Origin of the sequence: Algoriphagus confluentis, from assembly GCF_036245625.1 — a bacterium.
Lineage (GTDB): Bacteria > Bacteroidota > Bacteroidia > Cytophagales > Cyclobacteriaceae > Algoriphagus > Algoriphagus confluentis.
On record NZ_BTPD01000006.1, the window covers coordinates 1 to 19,863 of the forward strand.

The 19,863-nt window shown below is 44.8% G+C and carries 18 protein-coding genes and 1 rRNA gene; 13 read left to right on the forward strand and 6 right to left on the reverse strand.

Going from position 1 to position 19,863, the window contains the following annotated elements:
- Nucleotides 1–185 precede the first annotated feature (185 nt).
- The 11 genes from rrf to AAA943_RS09945 all read left to right on the forward strand — a co-directional run bounded on the left by rrf (nucleotide 186) and on the right by AAA943_RS09945 (nucleotide 11,566).
- Nucleotides 186–297: ribosomal RNA gene (gene rrf / locus AAA943_RS09895) — 5S ribosomal RNA — on the forward strand.
- 763 nt (nucleotides 298–1,060) lie between these two features.
- Complete coding sequence (locus AAA943_RS09900; protein WP_338224076.1) at nucleotides 1,061–2,179, forward strand: BF3164 family lipoprotein; 1,119 nt, start codon at nucleotides 1,061–1,063, stop codon at nucleotides 2,177–2,179.
- Nucleotides 2,180–2,391: 212 nt separating this feature from the next.
- On the forward strand, nucleotides 2,392–3,021 hold the full coding sequence (locus AAA943_RS09905; protein WP_338224077.1) for a hypothetical protein: 630 nt from the start codon (nucleotides 2,392–2,394) through the stop codon (nucleotides 3,019–3,021).
- A gap of 72 nt (nucleotides 3,022–3,093) precedes the next feature.
- Nucleotides 3,094–5,523, forward strand: a complete 2,430-nt coding sequence (locus AAA943_RS09910; RefSeq protein WP_338224078.1) for a heavy metal translocating P-type ATPase — start codon at nucleotides 3,094–3,096, stop codon at nucleotides 5,521–5,523.
- Between the two features lies 1 nt (nucleotide 5,524).
- Nucleotides 5,525–5,713 (forward strand): cbb3-type cytochrome oxidase assembly protein CcoS, encoded by a 189-nt coding sequence (gene ccoS / locus AAA943_RS09915; RefSeq protein WP_338224079.1) that lies wholly within the window; start codon nucleotides 5,525–5,527, stop codon nucleotides 5,711–5,713.
- A complete protein-coding gene (ccoN, locus tag AAA943_RS09920) occupies nucleotides 5,706–7,838 on the forward strand; it encodes a cytochrome-c oxidase, cbb3-type subunit I (RefSeq protein ID WP_338221629.1) in 2,133 nt (710 codons plus the stop codon). The genes ccoS and ccoN overlap by 8 nt, the downstream gene beginning before the upstream one ends.
- An 11-nt stretch (nucleotides 7,839–7,849) precedes the next feature.
- On the forward strand, nucleotides 7,850–8,032 hold the full coding sequence (locus tag AAA943_RS09925; RefSeq protein WP_338224080.1) for a cbb3-type cytochrome c oxidase subunit 3: 183 nt from the start codon (nucleotides 7,850–7,852) through the stop codon (nucleotides 8,030–8,032).
- Nucleotides 8,029–8,955: a cbb3-type cytochrome c oxidase N-terminal domain-containing protein gene (locus tag AAA943_RS09930; protein ID WP_338224081.1), complete on the forward strand. Its 927-nt coding sequence runs from the start codon at nucleotides 8,029–8,031 to the stop codon at nucleotides 8,953–8,955. Before AAA943_RS09925 ends, AAA943_RS09930 begins: the two co-directional genes overlap by 4 nt.
- A 48-nt stretch (nucleotides 8,956–9,003) precedes the next feature.
- Nucleotides 9,004–10,434, forward strand: coding sequence for a cytochrome c oxidase accessory protein CcoG (ccoG, locus tag AAA943_RS09935; protein ID WP_338224082.1), 1,431 nt, complete (start codon nucleotides 9,004–9,006; stop codon nucleotides 10,432–10,434).
- Nucleotides 10,435–10,436: 2 nt separating this feature from the next.
- The gene (locus AAA943_RS09940; RefSeq protein ID WP_338224083.1) at nucleotides 10,437–10,862 is read left to right on the forward strand and encodes a FixH family protein; all 426 of its coding nucleotides are present in this window, start codon (nucleotides 10,437–10,439) and stop codon (nucleotides 10,860–10,862) included.
- Nucleotides 10,862–11,566 (forward strand): sulfite exporter TauE/SafE family protein, encoded by a 705-nt coding sequence (locus tag AAA943_RS09945; protein WP_338224084.1) that lies wholly within the window; start codon nucleotides 10,862–10,864, stop codon nucleotides 11,564–11,566. The genes AAA943_RS09940 and AAA943_RS09945 overlap by 1 nt, the downstream gene beginning before the upstream one ends.
- A gap of 1 nt (nucleotide 11,567) precedes the next feature.
- Here the strand turns inward: AAA943_RS09945 and hemN are convergent, their stop codons facing one another.
- The 4 genes from hemN to AAA943_RS09965 form a co-directional block, all read right to left on the reverse strand.
- On the reverse strand, nucleotides 11,568–12,926 hold the full coding sequence (gene hemN, locus AAA943_RS09950; RefSeq protein ID WP_338224085.1) for an oxygen-independent coproporphyrinogen III oxidase: 1,359 nt from the start codon (nucleotides 12,924–12,926) through the stop codon (nucleotides 11,568–11,570).
- A gap of 85 nt (nucleotides 12,927–13,011) precedes the next feature.
- Nucleotides 13,012–14,055 carry a vWA domain-containing protein gene (locus AAA943_RS09955; protein WP_338224086.1) on the reverse strand — a complete coding sequence of 348 codons (1,044 nt, stop codon included), beginning with the start codon at nucleotides 14,053–14,055 and terminating at the stop codon, nucleotides 13,012–13,014.
- Nucleotides 14,036–14,932 (reverse strand): hypothetical protein, encoded by an 897-nt coding sequence (locus AAA943_RS09960; protein ID WP_338224088.1) that lies wholly within the window; start codon nucleotides 14,930–14,932, stop codon nucleotides 14,036–14,038. Before AAA943_RS09960 ends, AAA943_RS09955 begins: the two co-directional genes overlap by 20 nt.
- On the reverse strand, nucleotides 14,925–15,803 hold the full coding sequence (locus tag AAA943_RS09965) for a DUF58 domain-containing protein (protein WP_338224089.1): 879 nt from the start codon (nucleotides 15,801–15,803) through the stop codon (nucleotides 14,925–14,927). Before AAA943_RS09965 ends, AAA943_RS09960 begins: the two co-directional genes overlap by 8 nt.
- Nucleotides 15,804–15,909: 106 nt before the next feature.
- Here AAA943_RS09965 and AAA943_RS09970 point away from each other — a divergent pair, with 106 nt between their 5' ends.
- Nucleotides 15,910–16,263 (forward strand): DUF4296 domain-containing protein, encoded by a 354-nt coding sequence (locus tag AAA943_RS09970; protein ID WP_338224090.1) that lies wholly within the window; start codon nucleotides 15,910–15,912, stop codon nucleotides 16,261–16,263.
- Nucleotides 16,263–18,650 (forward strand): endonuclease MutS2, encoded by a 2,388-nt coding sequence (locus tag AAA943_RS09975; protein ID WP_338224092.1) that lies wholly within the window; start codon nucleotides 16,263–16,265, stop codon nucleotides 18,648–18,650. Before AAA943_RS09970 ends, AAA943_RS09975 begins: the two co-directional genes overlap by 1 nt.
- 46 nt (nucleotides 18,651–18,696) lie before the next feature.
- Here AAA943_RS09975 and AAA943_RS09980 read toward each other — a convergent pair whose 3' ends face one another.
- Both AAA943_RS09980 and AAA943_RS09985 read right to left on the reverse strand, forming a co-directional pair.
- Nucleotides 18,697–19,182 (reverse strand): hypothetical protein, encoded by a 486-nt coding sequence (locus AAA943_RS09980; protein WP_338224093.1) that lies wholly within the window; start codon nucleotides 19,180–19,182, stop codon nucleotides 18,697–18,699.
- A 59-nt stretch (nucleotides 19,183–19,241) separates the two neighbouring features.
- The gene (locus tag AAA943_RS09985) at nucleotides 19,242–19,862 is read right to left on the reverse strand and encodes an ABC transporter ATP-binding protein (protein ID WP_338224094.1); all 621 of its coding nucleotides are present in this window, start codon (nucleotides 19,860–19,862) and stop codon (nucleotides 19,242–19,244) included.
- Nucleotide 19,863 lies beyond the last annotated feature (1 nt).

A 19,863-nucleotide genomic window follows, 5' to 3' on the forward strand; every position in this document is an offset into this window, starting at 1 on the left:
TGATAGGCTGCAGGTGTAAAGTCAGCAATGGCATAGCTGAGCAGTACTAATTGCCCGAAAGCTTACCTACGGTTTGTTACAGTTTCTACGAAATATGTTAAAAGAGTCGGAAGTCGGAAGACCGAAGACCGAAGAACACAAGATATTAGATGCAGACTGATCACCGATCACTGCATACTTACAGATTAGGCGGCCTAGCGCAGGGGTCCCACCTCTTCCCATCCCGAACAGAGAAGTTAAGCCCTGCAGCGCCGATGGTACTGGGGTTACACCCGGGAGAGTAGGTCGCCGCCACATTATTCGAACCTCAGTCTAAAGGCTGGGGTTTTTGTGTTTTTAGACCTTCAGTAGAAGCAGGAGATAAGAAGTAAGAGAGTGGGATAATGAGGTTAGGAATCTGTTTTTTCATCTGCGCCTTTCATAGATTTATTTGAAACAATGCGGGATCTCCACCGCTTCCTGTCCCAATCCGCTGAGGCGGATAAGCCCTGAAGTGCAGATGCCTACCTGCCGTCGCGGGGTACTAGGATTACAACCGGGCGAGTAGGTGGCCGCCACATTATTCAAACCTCAGTCCTGCGACTGGGTTTTTTGTATTTTTGATTTGAGTTTTTAATCTCAAAATTTTTTTCGAAATAAACCATTTGATAAATCATAAAACCTTTCAAAAAAAAAACCATTCCTATAGTTTATCTATTTTCTACTAAATCATGAATTTATATTTAGATATGTTTCACTTAAAAAATTTTTTTTCATGAAAAAACAAGTTAAAATTCTGGGTATTGCCTTTGGATTGTTCGCTTTTTCCTTGGGCTTTTTTGTTTCCACCACGGCTAAGGCTCAGGCATCCGTTGGAGGAGGAGATGAGGATTAGATTTGCTGTTACAGAACTTGGGGAATAGGATGCACCGACAAAAGTGGAGTCTTTTGGCCAGATGATGCTTATATACCTGGTAAACAAAATTCTTGTTCTTAAGTGGCAATGAGGTCGACTTTAAATCAAAGGTTGGCCTCTTATTTATAAAAATGTTTCATCCTTATAAAAGAAGTTTAATCAACTATGCTACTGACTCAAGACCGTTTTAAATTTCACTTCCTGTTTTTTGCCTTACTTTTGTCGACTCAGTTTTCTTGCCATTCTAAAAAAGAAAATGGTTTTCAGGATTTTCAAAGTACGCCATCCTATTCTTTGGCCAGCATCAAAAAAAATTATGAGGGAATTTTTAAGCCTTGGGATATCAGTTCCATAGATGATCATTTGGTGATCGCTGAAAACAGAAGGAATTCTCCTGAGTTTCCTTTAATTCATGTGCTTGAAAAGGGAACGCTCAACTACCTGTTCTCAAAGGGAAAATCGGGCTTTGGTCCCTTGGAAATCGTCTCTGCATCCAGTGTAGAACCAGGGTTTTTATCCAATACGTTTCAGGTCTACTGCCCAATGAATAAAAAATTTGTCACCTTTTCATTGTCAGATACTTCTAAATTGGGAATATCAGAATATAAGCAACCGGATGAGCTTTTTGGGATGTATATGATGTTTCATGCTTCTGATAGTACGATTTTGGGGATTATGGCTGATGATCCCCATCGATTGGTTGAATATTCTTCAGTAGATGGAAAGCGAATTGATGGTTATGGAACATGGGAAAGAATTCCTAATGCGGACCACTTGATTGATTATGAAGATCCGGATATCAATTACCACATGGGTGAGATCAATAAGGGAAGGCTGCGGGCAAACCGGGATTTGGGACTTTTTGTAAAAGCCATGGGATTTCGTGACCGAATTGAAATATTTCATTACCCATCCAAAACCTTTATAATTGTTGATGGGCCCAGAAGTGAGTTACATCCCTTTAAAATTGAAAGATCCCAAGGAAGAAGTGCAGTTATATTTGAATTAGAATATCCTTTTGGATATGCCGATGCTGAAATTAGCGAAAACTTTATTTTTGCTCTTTTCTCTAACCTAACTACATCCCAAATGATGAATTCAGATGATATTGCAAAGACCATTTATGTTTTTAGCCATAAAGGTGATTTGGTGGGTAAATTGGATTTGGACCGTTCTGTGAGAAGCATAGCAGTAGATGAAGGATTTAGGCAACTCTATGGCATAACCACTGACGGGGACCCAGGTATAGCGGTCTTCGATTTGCCTAAGGAGCTCTGGGATTGACTATTACAGATTTTTTTTTGGAGTTTTTGCCTTTAGCGCCTGGCTAGATTTTTGGGGATTTCCTTTGCTTTCTTAGATTGGAATGAGACTTAAGGCATTTAAAAAAGATATGGCCTAAATATGGAGAGAAACTGATTTTTATCATATCTCTTACCCCTTATCGTCAGGTTCCCTGTCCCTTAGTCCCATTAGCTTTGAACCAATAAATGGTTATGGAGCTAAGGTCACAAATATTCACTTCCAAATTCGAAATGCCCGAGGAGTTCATCCACGAGGTGTTTTGCCGTCAGCTTCCTGCTGCTTTTTCACCCTTGGCGACCGTACAGGCACCCTGTATCGAAGGGGAAAACCTGAGTTTATTGACCCTCAATCTTTACAAAACCCTCGATTGGCTTCATTCCCATCCTATTCCTAAGCCTTTGGAAAAAGAGGTATGTAGTATTCCTATCCTACTTTTTGTGCCCAAATTTTCCACCGAGCGCTTATTGTTTCATTACGATGGCACTCCCAATTCCGCAGAATTGATCCGGAAGTTTATTTTCCTGTTCAAGGATTTGATATCGGAAAGCAAAGCTACTATCATCTCTCCGAGCTTTATCCCCAAATCCAAAATCAAAGAGGAGCAGGAAATCATTCAGCTGGTGAGTAGCCATACCCAAGAAACCAGCTTCATCAAATTCAATTTTTCCCGGATCGGAGACTTCTGGTCCTATGCGGTGAAGCATAACTGCACGCTCTTGGTGACGACAAAAAATTATCAGGCAGATCTCGCCAAAGTTCTTTTCCACTTCTATAAGGGAAAGATCTGGAGCGACAAGCTTTCCTTTTACCTCTCGCTGTAAGTCATAGAATAAGGTGATGAATGTCATGTTTTTCTCGGTTTTCCCCTACTAATTTTATTTCAAACAGCTACCATGAGTAAGTCCAATCCATCCGCACTTTTGACCCAATGCTATCACTGTGGTGAGGACTGCCAAGAGGGTGTGGTTCCCTTCGAAGACAAAAACTTCTGCTGCAAGGGATGCAAGTTGGTTTATGAAGTACTTTCCCAAAATGACCTTTGTGAATATTACGCACTGGAATCGACTCCCGGAAAAACTCAAAAAAACCAATCCCGCTTAAAAAACCGATTTGATTATCTGGACGACCCCGAAGTGGTCAATCAGCTCATTGATTTCAGAAATGAGCAGGAAAGCCACATCACCTTTCACATTCCACTTATCCACTGTGCTTCTTGTATCTGGCTATTGGAAAATTTGTTTCAGATCAATTCTGCCATCGTTTCCAGTCGGGTAGACTTTTTGAAAAAGAAGGTTCAGGTCAAGTTTCTCCATCAGAAAATCAGCCTAAAGGAAGTGGTGACGCTGCTTTCTACTTTAGGCTACGAACCCAGAATTCACCTTTCAGACTTGGGTCAAAAGCCCAAAAATTCGGTTGATCGAAAGACCTTGACCAAGTTGGGAGTAGCAGGTTTTGCCTTCGGCAATATGATGCTATTCAGCATGCCTGAATACTTTTCGGAGGCAAAACTGTTGGGCGAAGGATTCAAGGGGTTGTTTGATTACCTCAATGTGCTTCTTTCCCTGCCTGTGGTATTTTATGCCGCAAGCGACTACTACGTTTCCGCCTGGAATGCCGTTAAGCAGCGTAAAATCAACATGGACGTTCCTATCGTTTTGGGGATTTTTGCCTTTTTTCTCTATTCTTTATGGGAAATTTTCCTTCAGGGAAATGCCGGATACATGGACAGTCTCGGGGGGCTGATTTTCTTTTTGCTTTTGGGAAAAGTCTATCAGCAAAAGACCTTCTCCAGCTTGGAGTTTGACCGGGATTACAAGGCTTATTTCCCTATTGCGGTGACCAGACAACGTCAGAATCGGGAAGAAGTGATTCCTCTGAGCAAGCTTGAAGTGGGTGATGTGATCCTTGTCCGGGATGAAGAACTGATTCCAGCGGATGCACTTTTGCTCAGCGGACAAGCCAGCATTGATTACAGCTTTGTGACCGGAGAGGAAATTCCCGTTCCGAAGCAGAAGGGAGAATTGATCTATGCTGGCGGTCGTCAAAAGGGGGATGCTATTCTTTTAACTGTGCAAAAATCACCTTCCCAAAGCTATCTGACCGATCTCTGGAACAATGAGACCTTCGAAAAGCCCAATAAGAAATTATTGGAACCCTTGGCCAACCGGATCAGCGGGGTATTTACTTGGACGGTTTTGACGATTGCCGTACTGGCGTTTTTTTATTGGTTTGGCAAAGACCTTTCCATCGCTGTCAAGGCATTTACCACAGTATTGATTGTCGCCTGTCCTTGCGCGCTCTCGATGTCTACCCCGTTTACCTTGGGCAATACACTTCGGATTTTTGGAAAGAGTAAGTTTTATCTCAAAAATGCTTCCGTCATTGAGCGATTGGCCTTGGTGGATACAGTGGTTTTTGATAAAACAGGGACGCTCACTGATCCGGCCCATGCGCAGATTACCTACGCAGGAGAGCCTCTTTCTGAGGAATCCAAATCTATTCTAAAGGCATTGGTCGAGCGGTCCACTCACCCGCTCAGCAACCGAATCAACCATTGGCTGGGTTCTATTTCATCCGCATCTCTCCAAAATATCAGAGAAATCAAAGGAAAAGGGCTAATAGGAGAATACCAATCCCAAGAATTCAAACTGGGATCTGGAGAGCTGGTGCAAATGGAAAATCAGGATACTCCCGAAGTGGGAAATCTGGTTTATTTTGCCGTAGAAGGGGTTTTGATTGGCTATTTCCACATCCAATCCGGACTTCGATCCAGTGCGCCGGAGGTGGTTAGGGATCTTTCTGGGAATTATGGACTTCATATTTTGTCCGGAGATCATTCTCATGAGCAAGCTTCTCTTCAGAAGCGTTTGGAGAAGGATGTGAATTTTAATTTCAATCAGAGTCCAAAGGATAAGCTGAACTACGTTCATCAGCTCAATACCGAAGGAAAAACCACCTTAATGGTAGGTGACGGACTCAATGATGCCGGCGCTCTTCAGGAAAGCCAGGTGGGAATCGCTGTGACAGATCAGGTCAGCCATTTTTCCCCGGCAAGCGATGCCATCTTGGACGCTTCCTCATTTTCTCGAATTCCAAACTTCCTATCCTTCGCCCAATCCAGCAGAACCATCATCAAACTGAGCTTTGGACTCAGTTTTCTCTACAATATCATCAGTCTCAGCTTGGCTGTGCAAGGGCTTCTCAGTCCTGTTTTGTGCGCCATTTTGATGCCGGCTAGCAGTATTTCAGTCGTCCTTTTCACCACCCTTGCCACTAATCTGATGGGAATGAAAAAGGGCCTTATCCATCTAAACAAGTCTTGATATGGAAGTAATCTTTGTCTTAATCGGAGTCAGCCTTGTACTAGCTGTAACCTTTTTGATTCTCTTTTTCAAAGCGATGAAAGACGGGCAGTTTGATGATGGATATACTCCTTCCGTGCGGATTTTATTCGAAAACCAACCCAAAAAATCAATAAAAAGTCAACCAAAAAAAACCAAGTCCTATGAATGATGCTACTTTGGAAAGGTTCCACTATGACAATAAAATTGTCAAGTACTTTGGAGCCGCTACGATTATCTGGGGTGTCGTAGGGATGCTGGTGGGGGTGATCGCCGCTACCCAGCTTTTCTGGCCCGAAGCCAATTTGGGCAATCCCTACACCACCTTTGGCCGGATTAGACCTTTGCATACCAACGCGGTGATTTTTGCCTTTGTGGGCAATGCCATCTTTGCAGGGATCTATTATTCGATGCCTCGTCTACTCAAGACCCCGATGTGGAATAAGGCTCTCGGCTGGTTCCATTTTTGGGGTTGGCAGCTGATTATTTTGTCAGCGGCAATTACTCTTCCCTTGGGTCTGACGACGTCCAAGGAATATGCAGAGCTGGAATGGCCGATCGATATTGCCATCGCTCTGGTTTGGGTGGCTTTCGGAGCCAATATGATCGGTACCCTGATCAAGCGGAGAGAGCGACACATGTATGTGGCGATTTGGTTCTATTTGGCATCATTCGTTACTGTAGCGGTGCTTCATATTTTCAATTCCTTGGAGCTGCCGGTTACGTTCTGGAAGAGTTATTCTGCTTACGCGGGAGTTCAGGATGCTTTGGTTCAGTGGTGGTACGGACATAATGCGGTAGCATTTTTCCTTACTACTCCTTTCTTGGGTTTGATGTATTATTTCCTTCCCAAAGCAGCCAATCGCCCGGTGTACTCCTACAAGCTTTCTATTGTCCACTTTTGGTCTTTGATTTTCATCTACATGTGGGCAGGTCCTCACCACCTGCTTTACACCGCCCTTCCTGAATGGGCGCAAGTACTGGGTACGATCTTCTCGGTCATGCTGATTGCTCCTTCTTGGGGCGGTATGGTCAACGGATTGTTGACTTTGAGAGGTGCATGGGATAAAGTAAGACAAGATCCTGTTTTGAAATTTATGGTGGTAGCGGTGACTGCTTACGGTATGTCCACTTTCGAAGGACCTATGCTTTCCCTCAAAAATGTCAATGCCATTGCCCACTATACTGACTGGATCGTAGCACACGTACACATCGGAGGTTTGGGATGGAACGGCTTTTTGACCTTCGGGGTCCTTTATTGGATGTGGCCTAGACTGTTCAAGACAAATATTTATTCCACCAAGCTTGCCAATACCCATTTCTGGATCGGGACTTTGGGGATCATTTTCTATGCGCTACCGATGTATGTAGCGGCCTTGACTCAATTCTTGATGTTGAAGGAATTCAATGACGCTGGACGTTTGGCTTATCCTAACTTCCTGGAGACTGTCATTCAGATTGTTCCTATGTACATGTTGAGAGCTTTGGGAGGTTTACTCTATCTAGCTGGAGCCATCATCATGATCTACAATATGTGGATGACTGCCAAGCAGGGAACCTTCCAGGAGACTGAAGAAGATCAGGCACCGGCTTTGGCAAAAGCTTATAATCCTGCTGGTGAATTCTGGCACAGAGCATGGGAAAGAAAGCCTGTTTTCTTCACCATTTTGGCCACCATTGCCATTGCCATCGGTGGGGTTGTAGAGATCATCCCGACTATTCTGGTCAAATCCAATGTGCCTACCATCAGTTCTGTCAAGCCTTACACTCCTTTGGAGTTGGAAGGAAGAGACTTGTACATAGCCAATGGTTGCGTGGGCTGTCACTCTCAGATGATTCGTCCTTTCCGTTCTGAAACCGAACGCTACGGTGAGTATTCCAAAGCCGGTGAATTCGTATACGACCGACCATTCCTTTGGGGGTCCAAGCGAACCGGACCGGATTTGCACCGGGTAGGGAAAAAGTATCCAGACAGCTGGCACTACCACCATATGGTAGATCCTAGATCCATGTCTCCTGGTTCTTTGATGCCTCCATATCCTTGGATGACCACCAACGAGCTCGACAATTCTGATTTGCCAGCCAAAATCAGAACGCTTCAGCAACTGGGAGTGCCCTATCCCGAGGGATTTGACGAGCAGGCCATAGCCGAGTATGATAAGCAGGCAGCGCAAATCGTAGCCAACCTGAAAGAAGCAGGTGTGGAAGTAGCATCCAATACCGAAATAGTGGCCTTGATTGCTTATCTGCAGCGATTGGGGACAGATATCAAGCAGCCTACTGCTTCCAACCCTTAATTCGTCGAGCCATGTATAAAGAAGTTTTAAGATCCATAGAGAACATTGAGATTTTCCCGATTATCTCCTTGCTCATATTCGTTCTGTTTTTCCTCGGAGTATTCGTATGGGTACTCCGAGTACCCAAAAGCTATGTAGACCACATGAGTTCTCTTCCTATGGACGAGGATGATGCTAAACCCCACCAATCATGAAAAAGCTAATTGCAATATTTTCATTTTTGAGCCTTTTCGCCTCGCCGGTATGGGCTCAGTCCGCTGAGGAATCCAATTGGTACACTCAGCTACAGGCCATGGATTCGAGTCAGATTACCATCCTGGCCATCTTGGGTGTAGTTCTGTTTGTAATTGTGCTATTGCTCATACTCATGATTTATCTAATGAATTTCATGAGTGCTATTCTGAAGAAAGAAAATCCTGAATTGGCCAACGAACCTTCATGGTGGGAGTCCTTCAAGGAGAGATTTGTCACAGGCAAAATGGATGACGTCGGAGGAAAGGCCGAAAAAGCCAAAATGATGCAGGATCACTCCTATGACGGAATCACCGAGCTGGACAACTTCATGCCTCCTTGGCTTCAGTGGGTGTTTGTAGGAACTATGGTTTTTGCTGTCATCTACTTTGTGAACTACACCGTACTGGGAAATGGTCCTACAGGTGTGGAAGAATACGAAGAGGAATTGAGATTGGAGGCTATAGCAGCCGAATACAGAAAGGCCAATATGCTTGCCAGTATTGATGAATCTTCCGTGGTTTTTGACCAATCAGCTGGAGCGCTCAATGCAGGAAAGACCATCTTTCAGAATAACTGCGCGGCATGTCACGCTGCTGATGGAGGCGGTGGAGTCGGTCCTAACCTGACTGATGAGTATTGGCTCCATGGAGGTTCTATTCAAGAGGTCTTTAAAGTCGTGAAATACGGTGTGGTAGAAAAGGGGATGATCCCTTGGCAGGATCAGTTGAGCCCTGAGGAGATGCAGCAGGTTTCTTCCTTCATTTTGACATTGGTAGGTACGACACCGGCTAATCCAAAAGAACCGCAGGGGGAACTTTTCAGTCCAGCAGCACCAGAACCCACTGTGACTGATAGCACCACGGTAGTTGCTTCGATAGAATAAATTTATTGCTGCCGGGAAATTTCCCCCCGGCAGCAAATTTTCCGAGTTATGGCAAAGAAGAATCAAAACCCACATTTGGATCCGGAGAAATTCCGGGATGCACTGGCTACCGTGCGGGAGGATGGAAAGAGAAACTGGGTCTATCCAAAAAAAGTCTCCGGACTTTTCTATAAATACAGAAGCTATCTTTCTTGGCTTCTTTTGGCTATTCTCTTTGCCGGACCATTTATCCAAGTGGATGGCAGACCCTATATGCTGTTCAATATTTTTGAAAGAAAGTTTATCATTTTTGGAGCGGCGTTTTGGCCTCAGGATACCCATTTGCTGATCTTTTTGTTGCTGATCTTCTTTTTATTTATCATTCTCTTCACTGTGGTTTTTGGGAGAGTGTGGTGCGGATGGGCCTGTCCTCAAACCCTCTTCATGGAGATGGTTTTCCGAAAAATCGAATATGCCATCGAAGGGGATGCCAATCAACAGAGAACTCTTAATCAAGGGCCCTGGAATTCGGAGAAAATCTGGAAGAAAGGGCTCAAGATTTCCATTTTTGCCCTTATCTCCCTTCTGATTGGTCATTTGGTGATGGCTTATTTGATTGGGATTGATCAGGTCAAAGAAATTGTAACTCAGCCTCCTTCAGCTCATTTGGCGGGGTTTATCGGGCTGATTGCTTTTTCTGGGATTTTCATGTTTATCTTTTCCTGGTTTAGAGAGCAGGCCTGTTTGGTTGTTTGCCCATATGGTCGATTGCAGGGCGTTCTTTTGGATGACAATTCCATCAATGTGATGTATGACTATGTCCGTGGAGAGCCTCGTTCACCCATTAGGAAAAATGAAGTCGAAGCTGCCCCAAAAGGCGACTGCATCGACTGCGGACTATGTGTACAAGTCTGTCCAACAGGGATAGATATCCGAAATGGCACTCAGATGGAATGTGTCAATTGCACCGCTTGTATTGATGCCTGTGATGAGGTCATGGTCAAGGTGGAACGGCCGAAAGGCCTAATCCGCTATGCTTCAGAAAACAGTATCAAGCAGGGTTTTCAGAAGTTGATCACCGGTCGAGTCAAAGGATATGTAGTGGTATTGGTGATTTTGATAGCAGCTTTTGTCGCTTTGATCGCTACTCGAGCAGATTTGGAGGGGACAATAACCCGTTTTCCGGGGATGACCTATCAGGCAAGAGAAGGCGGAATGGTGTCCAACCTTTACAATATCACTTTGATCAACAAGACTTTTGAACCCCAAAGCGTGACTATTGAGTCTTTGGCAGAAGGAATGAAAGTGGAAATCGTCGGAGATATGAATTGGGTCCTAGAGCCTCAGAGTAAGTTTGAAGGCCGGTTTTTCCTCGTCAGAGAGCAAGCTGAGGTGAAAGTCCCTCAGGAAAAAGTACTTCTGCGCTTAGCGGCAGAAGGAGAAGAGTTTGAAGAAATAGAAACGAATTTCATGGCTCCAGTCGGAGCACAAAACAATTAACTATGGATTGGGGAAAAGGAATTTTGCTGACCATTTTCGCTTTTGTGGCTTTCATCATGGTCTTGGTCGTCATCTCTGTCAAGCAGGACGACATTCACTTGGTCACTGAGAATTACTACGAAAAGGAAATCAAGTATCAGGAGCAAATCGAAAGAGAAAAATCTGCATCTACACTGGAGAGAGAAGTTTTGGTTTATGACGGAGCTTCGCAAAGCATGGTCTTGGACCTCCCGGTTGGTGCTAAAGGAAACTTACAGCTTTTCCGTCCATCTGATGCCCGTCTAGATCAAGAATTGATACTGGAAATCACTGAAGCCGGAAAAACCTTGGTTCCTCTGAAAAATCTCAAACCCGGATATTGGCGCGTGCAGCTGACCTGGTCTGAAGGGGGAGTGGATTATTATCAGGAAAAGAAAATCCACATCTGATGCTCTGGACAGCCTTTTTACTTGGGTTTTTGGGATCATTCCACTGTGTGGGAATGTGCGGCCCCATTGCCTTGGCAGTAGGAGGCAGGTCCGGAAATCGGTTTCTTTTCAACAAGGTCATTTACAATTTGGGCAGAAGTTTGACCTATGCCATGTTGGGGCTAGTGGTAGGAGGCTTGGGTTTTTCACTTTCTCTTGCCGGAATTCAGCAGGGAGTGTCTGTTGCCATGGGATTGATGGTGGCCTTACTGTCGATCAGTTATAAAAAAGCCGATCAGTTATTGGCAATTCCCGCACTTTCCGGAGCAGTATCTTGGATCAAATCCAAACTGAATCACTACCTCAAGTCCGGAAGCAAAATGGCTTTCTTTTCCACAGGTTTAGTCAATGGACTGCTCCCCTGCGGGATGGTATATATGGCCTTGGTGGTCGCCATGGGAATGCAAAGTCCATGGCTGGGAGCGTGCTACATGCTGTTTTTTGGTTTAGGGACGATTCCCATGCTTTTGGGACTGATGGTTTCAGGAAGTTTCTTGCCGGCGATTCGCCGACAGCAAATCCAAAAAGCCATTCCCTACCTCGGATTGATTATCGGTATTTTGATGGTTTTCAGAGGTTTGGGATTGGGAATTCCTGGGTTGAGTCCAGAATTGGCCGTTTTTGATTACGGAAATCAACAAGTGGAAATCACCGTATGTCACTGAGTTAAATGGCCCGGCTGAATACTTTTTTAGCCACTTTAGCCTCAATCATTCTCAGGTCGAAAAGAGAACAGATATTTCTCACTAGGGCCATTCCGTCTTCGGAAACTTGAAGGTGAAAGTCGTTCAGTTGGATCAATCCTTCTTTTTGAAATTCAAGAAGCCCCTCAAGGCTACTTTGAGGTAATTTTTCCCAAATCGAAAATGGAATTTCAGCTTCTCCATGGCAGATAATATCCAAAATCAGATGTCGGACTTCCCGGTCTTCCTGGGATAGCGCATGCCCTTTCACCGGTGAAAAAGTGGTTGAAAGTGTGTTTTCCTGATAGATCGCGTGGTTTTTTTCATTTTGCGCAAAGCCGATCCCGATATCACTGATGCTGCTGGCCCCCAATCCGATGAGCATCGGGGAAGTCAAAGTCGTGTAGCCCATGAAGTTTCGGTGCAATTTACCAAGGGCTTTGGCTTTGCATAATGGATCGTCCGGCAGTGCAAAATGATCCATACCCACTTCTTGGAAGCCCATTTCGAGCAGCTTTTCCTTTCCAAATTCATATAAAGCTCTTTTTTCTTCTTCTTGAGGAAGGTGGTTTTCGAAACTTTTTTGGGCTGGAAATACGGACGGTAAATGGGCATAGCTATAAAAAGCAATGCGGTCAGGCTTTAATTCCAGGACTTTTTCAAAAGTAGACTGAAGGGTGTCCAAAGTCTGATAAGGCAGCCCATAGATCAAGTCAAAATTGACCGATTGATAGCCCAATTCACGGGCCGTATCCGTAGCCTCCTTTACCTTGTCGAAGGGCTGCAATCGATGAATGGCCTTCTGTACTGCAGGGTCAAAATCCTGAATCCCATAGCTCACCCGGTCAAAGCCCAATTTTGCCAAAACGTCAAGATGTTCTCGGGTCGTATTGTTGGGATGTCCTTCGAAACTGAATTCATGATTTGGATTGACTTGTGCCGTATTGAGAATCTCTGAGATCAGGTATATCAGATTTTCAGGAGAAAAGAAGGTAGGAGTCCCCCCGCCCAGATGAATTGCAGAGATTTTCGGTGCCTCTCCGAAAAGGGCCAGATAGCTTTTCCACTCCCTCAGAACTGCTTCGATATAAGTGTCTTCTACCTGATGATTTTTAGTGATCCGCTTCGTGCAGCCGCAGTAGGTACAGAGGCTTTCGCAAAAAGGCAAATGGATGTAAAGACAAATTCCTTCCTCTTTTCCAAAAATTTCATAAGCTTCCACGACCAGATTTTCCCAGGATTTGGAGTCTAGGTTATTTTCCCAAAAGGGAACTGTGGGATAGGAGGTATATCTGGGTACCGGTCGGTTGTACTTTTGGATCAGTTCGGGTGAAAGGGCCATGGCAATTCGTTTGCCCAAAAATCCTTAGGATGCTCAAGGAATTCCGTGACAAGATTTATCCCAATCCATGACTTTTGTCATCCAATCAATCCAAAAGGAAATTGTTGAGAAAAGAGCTTTTCAGGCTCAGCCAAGCCAGGAAGGATACAATGGCCCAAAAGAGGTAGATTCTGTAATAGTCGGTGGTTTCCTTGTACCGGTTTTCCAAGATTTCAGCCTTTTCCAGGGTATCGATCCGCTCAAAAATCTGCTTGAGTGAATTGTCATCCGAGGCACGGTAAAACTCCCCACCTCCGATGCGGGCAATTTCCCGAAGGGTAGTCTCGTCCAGGTAGCTTTCCACCATTTGTGGTCGTCCAAAAAAGTCCGTGCCATAGGGGACCATTCCATCTTTGCCTACGGCTATGGTGTAGATTTTTATGTCGAAAGCAGTGGCCAGTTGGGCAGCAAATAGCGGGTCTACGTTTCCTGCATTGCTTTCCCCATCAGAAAGTAAGATCATCACTTTGGAAGGAATTTCGCTTTCCTTCAGTCGGTTGGTCCCTGCTGCTAAAGCAGATCCGATGGCGGTACCTTTGGCCTCAATCATATCAAAGCTGATCTCGCTGATCAGGTCCGTGAGCAACTCGTAATCATTGGTGAGCGGGGAAAGAGAGTAGGCTTCTCCGGCGAAAATCACCATGCCGATTCGGTCTCCAAACCGCCCATTGATGAAATCAATTGCGGTATTTTTAGCGGCTTCCAGGCGATTGGGAGAAAAGTCCTGCAAGTCCATGGATTCGGAAATATCCATGACCAAAAGGATATCAATCCCTTCGGTAAACTGCTCCACGCGCTCATTGCTCCGCTGCGGTCTTGCCAGCGCAATCACTATAAGGGAAATGGCCAGGAGAAAAAATATCGTTGGGATTAGCCTTAGGTAGGTCCAAGGATTGCTTTTGGCGATTCTCTTGGGCATAGAAAGCTCCAAAACAGGGTTTTTGAGCGCTTTGACGAATTTTCGGATCAAGATCAGCACAGGTATAATCCACAGGAGGTTCAGCAGAATGGGTTTTTCCCATTCGTAGCTTTGGAAGGTCTCCGGGAGAAACCAGGACCAGCTAAAAAACTCAAGCAGAAGCTCTCTCATGATTGATTCGGGTTAGCTTTTCCTGAAAGGTCTTACGGGCCAAATCCAACAGGTAGTCAGTGGCTAATTGAGAACCGGAAGTGTCGCCTGCATAGATGATTTTGTCCAACGCTCTGAGGACTTTGAGTATTTCCACATCCTGAAGGGCTTCAGCGATTTCTTTGGACGTCCATTCCTGATAGGGCTGTCCGGTGAGGTGTTCCATATACCCTTTCCAAAGACCGGTAAGTTCATCGGCAGTTTCGATGGTAGGTTTGGATTTGAGCAGTTCGGTTTGTTTTGACCATTTTTTCTGGAACCGTTTCCATCTTGCCTTCTCTGAGCGGACTTGGATAAAGTCCTTGATTCTTTTGAAAAACAGAAGGAAAAATGCTCCCAGAAGCAAAATCACTGCCCCGGCAACCAAGCCAATCATCAGCCAGTTAAAAGACTTCTCTAATGGTTGATAAACGTTATTTTCCTTAAACGCCAATTCTTCCGGAATGGAATCCAGCATGAGTTTAAGCTTCAGTTCCGCTTCGTTCGAATAGTAGGTCAAACTATCGTATCTATTGACTTCATATACAGGAAGGGATAGGTAGACGCTGGGGTCCAAAGAGAAATTGGAAACATAGTACACGGCACTATCCAAAGTCGTCCCCTCGTTGGTAGCAGAGAGATAGGTTTTCTTTTCCAGGAGCACCAAAGGGGAAAAATCATAGGTCGAATCCGGAAAGAAAACCTGACTACTTTCGGGATATTTGGCTTTCAGAACAAACCCTACCCGCTCTCCCAAACGGGCAGAATCCTGCGTGAAATATCCTTCCACCTCCACCTGTTGACTCCAGGCGAGGGGCAAAAACCCCAGAAAGCAAATAAAGGCTAAAATTCTACCCACGTTTCATCCGTTTGTTTCGGTACTTGAACAGATCGATCAGTGGAGCCACGATATCCTGTGTGGTGTCAATGGCGAGGTAGTTGATCTGATTTTTTTTGCAGAGATCTTTGAGATGATCCCTTTCTGTAATAAAGGTGTCGGCTATTTTCTTGGAAAAGCTTCCAAACACGGTGTTGACCCAAGTGGTTTTACCCGATTCCTTGTCGTAGATAGGGACTATTCCCAAAGAAGGCAAAGCCGATTCCCTCGGGTCAGTGAGCTGAATAGCGACCAAATCGTGCCTTTCTGCCAGAGATCGAAAGGACCGGTCGTAGTTTTCATCTATAAAATCAGAAATGACGATGATGATGCTTCTCTTTTTGATCAGATTAAGAGCAAAGGTAAATAACCCATTTAGATCCGTTTTTTGACTTTTATTGGCATGGTCAAAAATTCCCCGGATCACTTTTACTCCCTGTTTGCTTCCTTTATTGGGCAGGATGAGTTGTTCTTTCTGATCTGAGTAGGAAATCAATCCCACCTGACTTCCCTCGTACACTGCTGCCAGTGTCAAGACCCCGGCAATCAATTTGCCCTGATCAATTTTTTTATTGCCCAGCTGTCCGATATCCTGACTGCCGGAGATATCCAAAAGAAAGTAGACGGACTGCTCTTTGTCTTCCCGAAAGGTTTTGACAAATGTCCCGTGACCTTTGGCAGATACTTTCCATTCGATAGTCCGCACATCATCCCCGTATTGGTAGGGTCGAAGATCATCAAATTCCAGCCCGGAACCTTTAAATAGGGATTGATATTCTCCCTGAAGGTGATTGTTGGCCACCTTCCTGATCATGATTTCGTACTTTCTGAGTTTGCTGAAAAGCTGATTCATTCAGGGGAAATTGAGAGGCCTAAGTTAAAGCCTTGTGCCGAATTATAAAATCGGACTTCCGGCAATGGTCTCGGGATAATCCGTTAAAATACCCTAATTTTGAAGGGTGAATCGAATTCTTATCCTTTTACTCGCTTTGGTTCTGGTCTTTTCCTGTACAGGAAAGAAAAATCCTCCCGCCGGAATACTTTCTGAAGATCAAATGGTCATGGTGCTTACGGATATCCAATTGACCGAGGGAAAAGTCAGTGCGCTACCCGTCTCCTATGATTCCTCTCAGGTACTTTACTCTTTGTTGGAAAAAGAAATTTTTTTGAAACATTCGGTTTCGGATTCGCTTTTCACTCAAAGTATGTTGTATTATCTCGAAGATGCAAAGGCCATGGAGAAGATCTATGCCCGTGTCATTGATTCTCTGACTGTCCTGGAAACCATCCCGGGAAAAGAGCAAAACTTCTGATGCTATACCCTTCCAATCTCGAACAAAAAATCAATTTCGTAAAAATCAAGGAACAGCTGAAGGAGGAGTGTACCTCGCCTTTAGGTCAGGAGTATGTAGACAAAATCGCCTATTCTTCTGATTTTAAATTGGTCAATAAGCTTCTGGATCAGACAGAGGAGTTTCTTTCCATTTTGATCTCAGGGGAGGTTTTTCCTTCATCCAATTTTACCAATCTCACCCCATATCTGGAAAAGGCGAAGCTGGAGGGAGCATTTCTGGAGCAGGACGAATTTTACGAAGTCAAACTAGCCCTTCAGACCCTAAAGAGCTGTATTGTTTTTTTTCAAAAAAACGGAGAGCTATATCCGGCTCTGAGTCAGCTTTTGGGTTTGGTGCTGGAATTGGATTTGGGACTTTTGAGGGCGATTGATCAGATCATCGATGAAAAAGGCAAGGTCCGAAACAATGCCAGCAAAGAACTGCAGCTAATCCGAAATCAGTTGATCTATGAGGAATCCCGCCTTCGAAAAGTAATGGAGCGGATCTTCAAAGATGCCAGAGCCAAAGGCCTGACGCCAGAAGATGCGGCTATGACCATCCGGGGAGGCAGAATGGTGATTCCTGTGGCTGCTGAAAACAAAAGAAAGCTGAGGGGATTTATCCATGACGAGTCTGCCACCGGTCAAACGGTCTTCATGGAGCCAGAAGAAGCCTTGGATATCAACAATGAAATCCGGGATCTGGAGTATATGGAGAAGCGGGAGATTATCCGGATTTTGACTCAGCTGACCGACCGCCTTCGCCCTTCTATCCCTGCTCTTAGAAAGGCAACCAATTACCTGGGTTTGATTGATTTCATCCGGGCCAAGGCCCGTTTTGCCCAGAAATCGGAAAGTACAAAACCCGTTTTGGTCAAGGAGCGGGTTCTTGAATGGACTAAAGCGAGGCATCCCCTGTTGGAAAAGGCGCTAAAAAGCCAGGGGAAATCCATCGTTCCCCTCGATGTGCAGCTGTCTGGTCAGCATCGATTGCTGGTCATCTCCGGACCCAATGCGGGAGGAAAGTCTGTCACGTTGAAGACCGTTGCACTTTTGCAATACATGCTTCAGTGTGGCTTGTTGATTCCGGTTCATCCTGATTCCAAAAGTTCCCTGTTTGATCATCTATTTATTGATATCGGAGACGAGCAGAATCTGGAAAACGACCTGAGTACCTACTCCTCTCACCTGATGAGCATGAAGTACTTCACCCAATTTGCAAACAAGCGGACCATTCTTTTTATTGATGAATTCGGTACTGGGACTGAGCCACAATTTGGCGGGGCAATAGCCGAGTCGATTCTATTGGAATTGAATCGATTGGGGGCCTTTGGGGTGGTCACTACCCACTACGGAAATCTGAAGCGGCTGGCAGAAAAGAACCAAGGCTTGGTCAATGGAGCCATGCGGTATGACGTAGATCGCCTCGAACCCATGTACCAGCTGGAAATCGGCAAGCCCGGGTCTTCCTTTGCCTTGGAAATCGCCTCCAAGATCGGATTGTCTAAAGATATCCTAAACTACGCCAAGTCCCATATCGGGGAGGAGCGAGTCCGATACGATCGGCTCTTGACCCAGTTGGAAAATGAGAAAAATCAATACTCTTCCCTGGTGGAAGAGGTGAAGAAAAAGGATAAACTCCTTCAAACCCGACTCAAAGAGTACAATCAGCTCAAAGAGACGGTGGAGCTTACCAAGAAAAGACTCATTCAGGAAGCCAAAAAAGAAGCAAAATCGCTACTTGATCAGACCAATAAAAAAATTGAGGCTGTGATCCGGGAAATCAAAGAAGGCAAGGCTGAAAAGGAAATTACCAAACAGGTCAGAAAGGACTTGGAAGAGTTCAAGCAGGAAGTGCAGCCTGAAAAGACAATCTTACCGGAGCCGGAAGTGCAGGTGATCGGAGGCAAGATTGCTGTTGGAGACTGGGTGAGGGTCAAGGACAATGGTGCTATCGCAGAGGTGATTGGGATTAAAAACAAGGATGTGGAGCTGTCTATTGGAGATTTGAAGTCAAATGTGAAGTTGTCCCGACTGGAAAAAATCTCAAAAACAGAAGTAAAAAAGGAGTTTAAAGCAGCAGAGCGGAGGGGAAATTACAATACCAACGTAAAGATGATGGAGTTTTCCTCCAACTTGGACCTTCGGGGTAGAAGAGGGGAGGAGGTGCTATCCTTGATTCAAACTTTTATCGATGAAGGGTTTATGCTGGGAGTCAAAGATTTACGGATTGTTCATGGAAAAGGAGATGGGATTCTTCGGGATATCACGAGAAATCTGCTCCGAACCATGCCTCAGGTAGGCAAACTTGAGGATGAACATGCCGACCGGGGCGGAGCAGGCGTTACCTTGGTTACACTCAAATAAAAAAGAGGCTGGGATTTTCAAATTCCAGCCTCTTTTTTTCAAGGATTTACTTTTTCAGGAGTGTGAAAGAATAATTACCTGCGATAGCAAAAACACCATTTAGGCGGGCGCCGGGTGCAGGGATCGTCAGCTGAAGACGAAGTGTATTTCCTTCCTGGGTAAATGAAATCTCCCTTCCAGCGGCTGGTTTAGATCCAGTGAGGGTAAATTTATCAAAGTTTGTCCCCGCAAAAGCCCAGTTGCCAGTTTGATCAAACAGCTCGTTGCTGTTTCTTGAGGTGTAGGTTTTTGAAGAACCGGAATTGAGAATCAGTTCAAAACCGCTATAGAGATCCGTGACATCCCGACTGTCTCGAGTGACCGAGCCTCCACCGGAAACTACCCAAGACTGTGTTCCGGACCCGGTTAAGGCCTCAGTGGCTAATTCTTCGGCTGATTTAGGCGGCTCTGGAGTGGGATCGTCGCCACCACAGGAGGGTAAAGCTAGAATCAAAAGAGCAACAAGGAGGAAATAAGGTAGATTGACTTTCATAAAAACAAACTAAGGAATGTAAAATTAGAGATATCGGCTAAAGATCAAAATATCAACGACTACTTATAATCTTCTAGTGCAATTTTGTGGGTTGAAAACTCATACTCTCTGGGATCATTGGAGCAGACTAGGAGCGTTCTGTTCATTTGATACCGGGAAATCAAATCTTGATACCATTGGACTCCTTTTTGATCCAAATTTGAGGTGGGTTCGTCCAGCAACACCAGAGGAACATCCGAAAAAACAGCAAGCCCTAACTTCAGCCTTTGTTTCATTCCAGAAGAAAATTGAGCCACCTTTTTTTTGCGATGGGCTGTCAGAAACAAAATTTCCAGTAGGTCATTCTCAGAAATCCCTGCAAGGAGCTTTTTAAACTTAAAATGAAAACGGATCAATTCACTCAGGGTAAATTCCTCGGGCACTTCCAAGTAGGGTGCAGAAAGAGAAAGATAGTTGTATTTTTCCCCATCATCTATTTCTTTCCCGTCCAATATGAATTGAATCCTACCTGAAGTAATCGGGATGACACCAGCCATACATTTGAGCAAAGTGGATTTACCCGATCCGTTGCCACCCGTTATGGCCAAAGCAGAGCCGGGGTAAAGAATTAAGTTGAGGTTTTTGAAAATCCATTCGTATTGAAAGCGTTTCGAGACTTCCTGTAGCTGGATTTCAAGCATA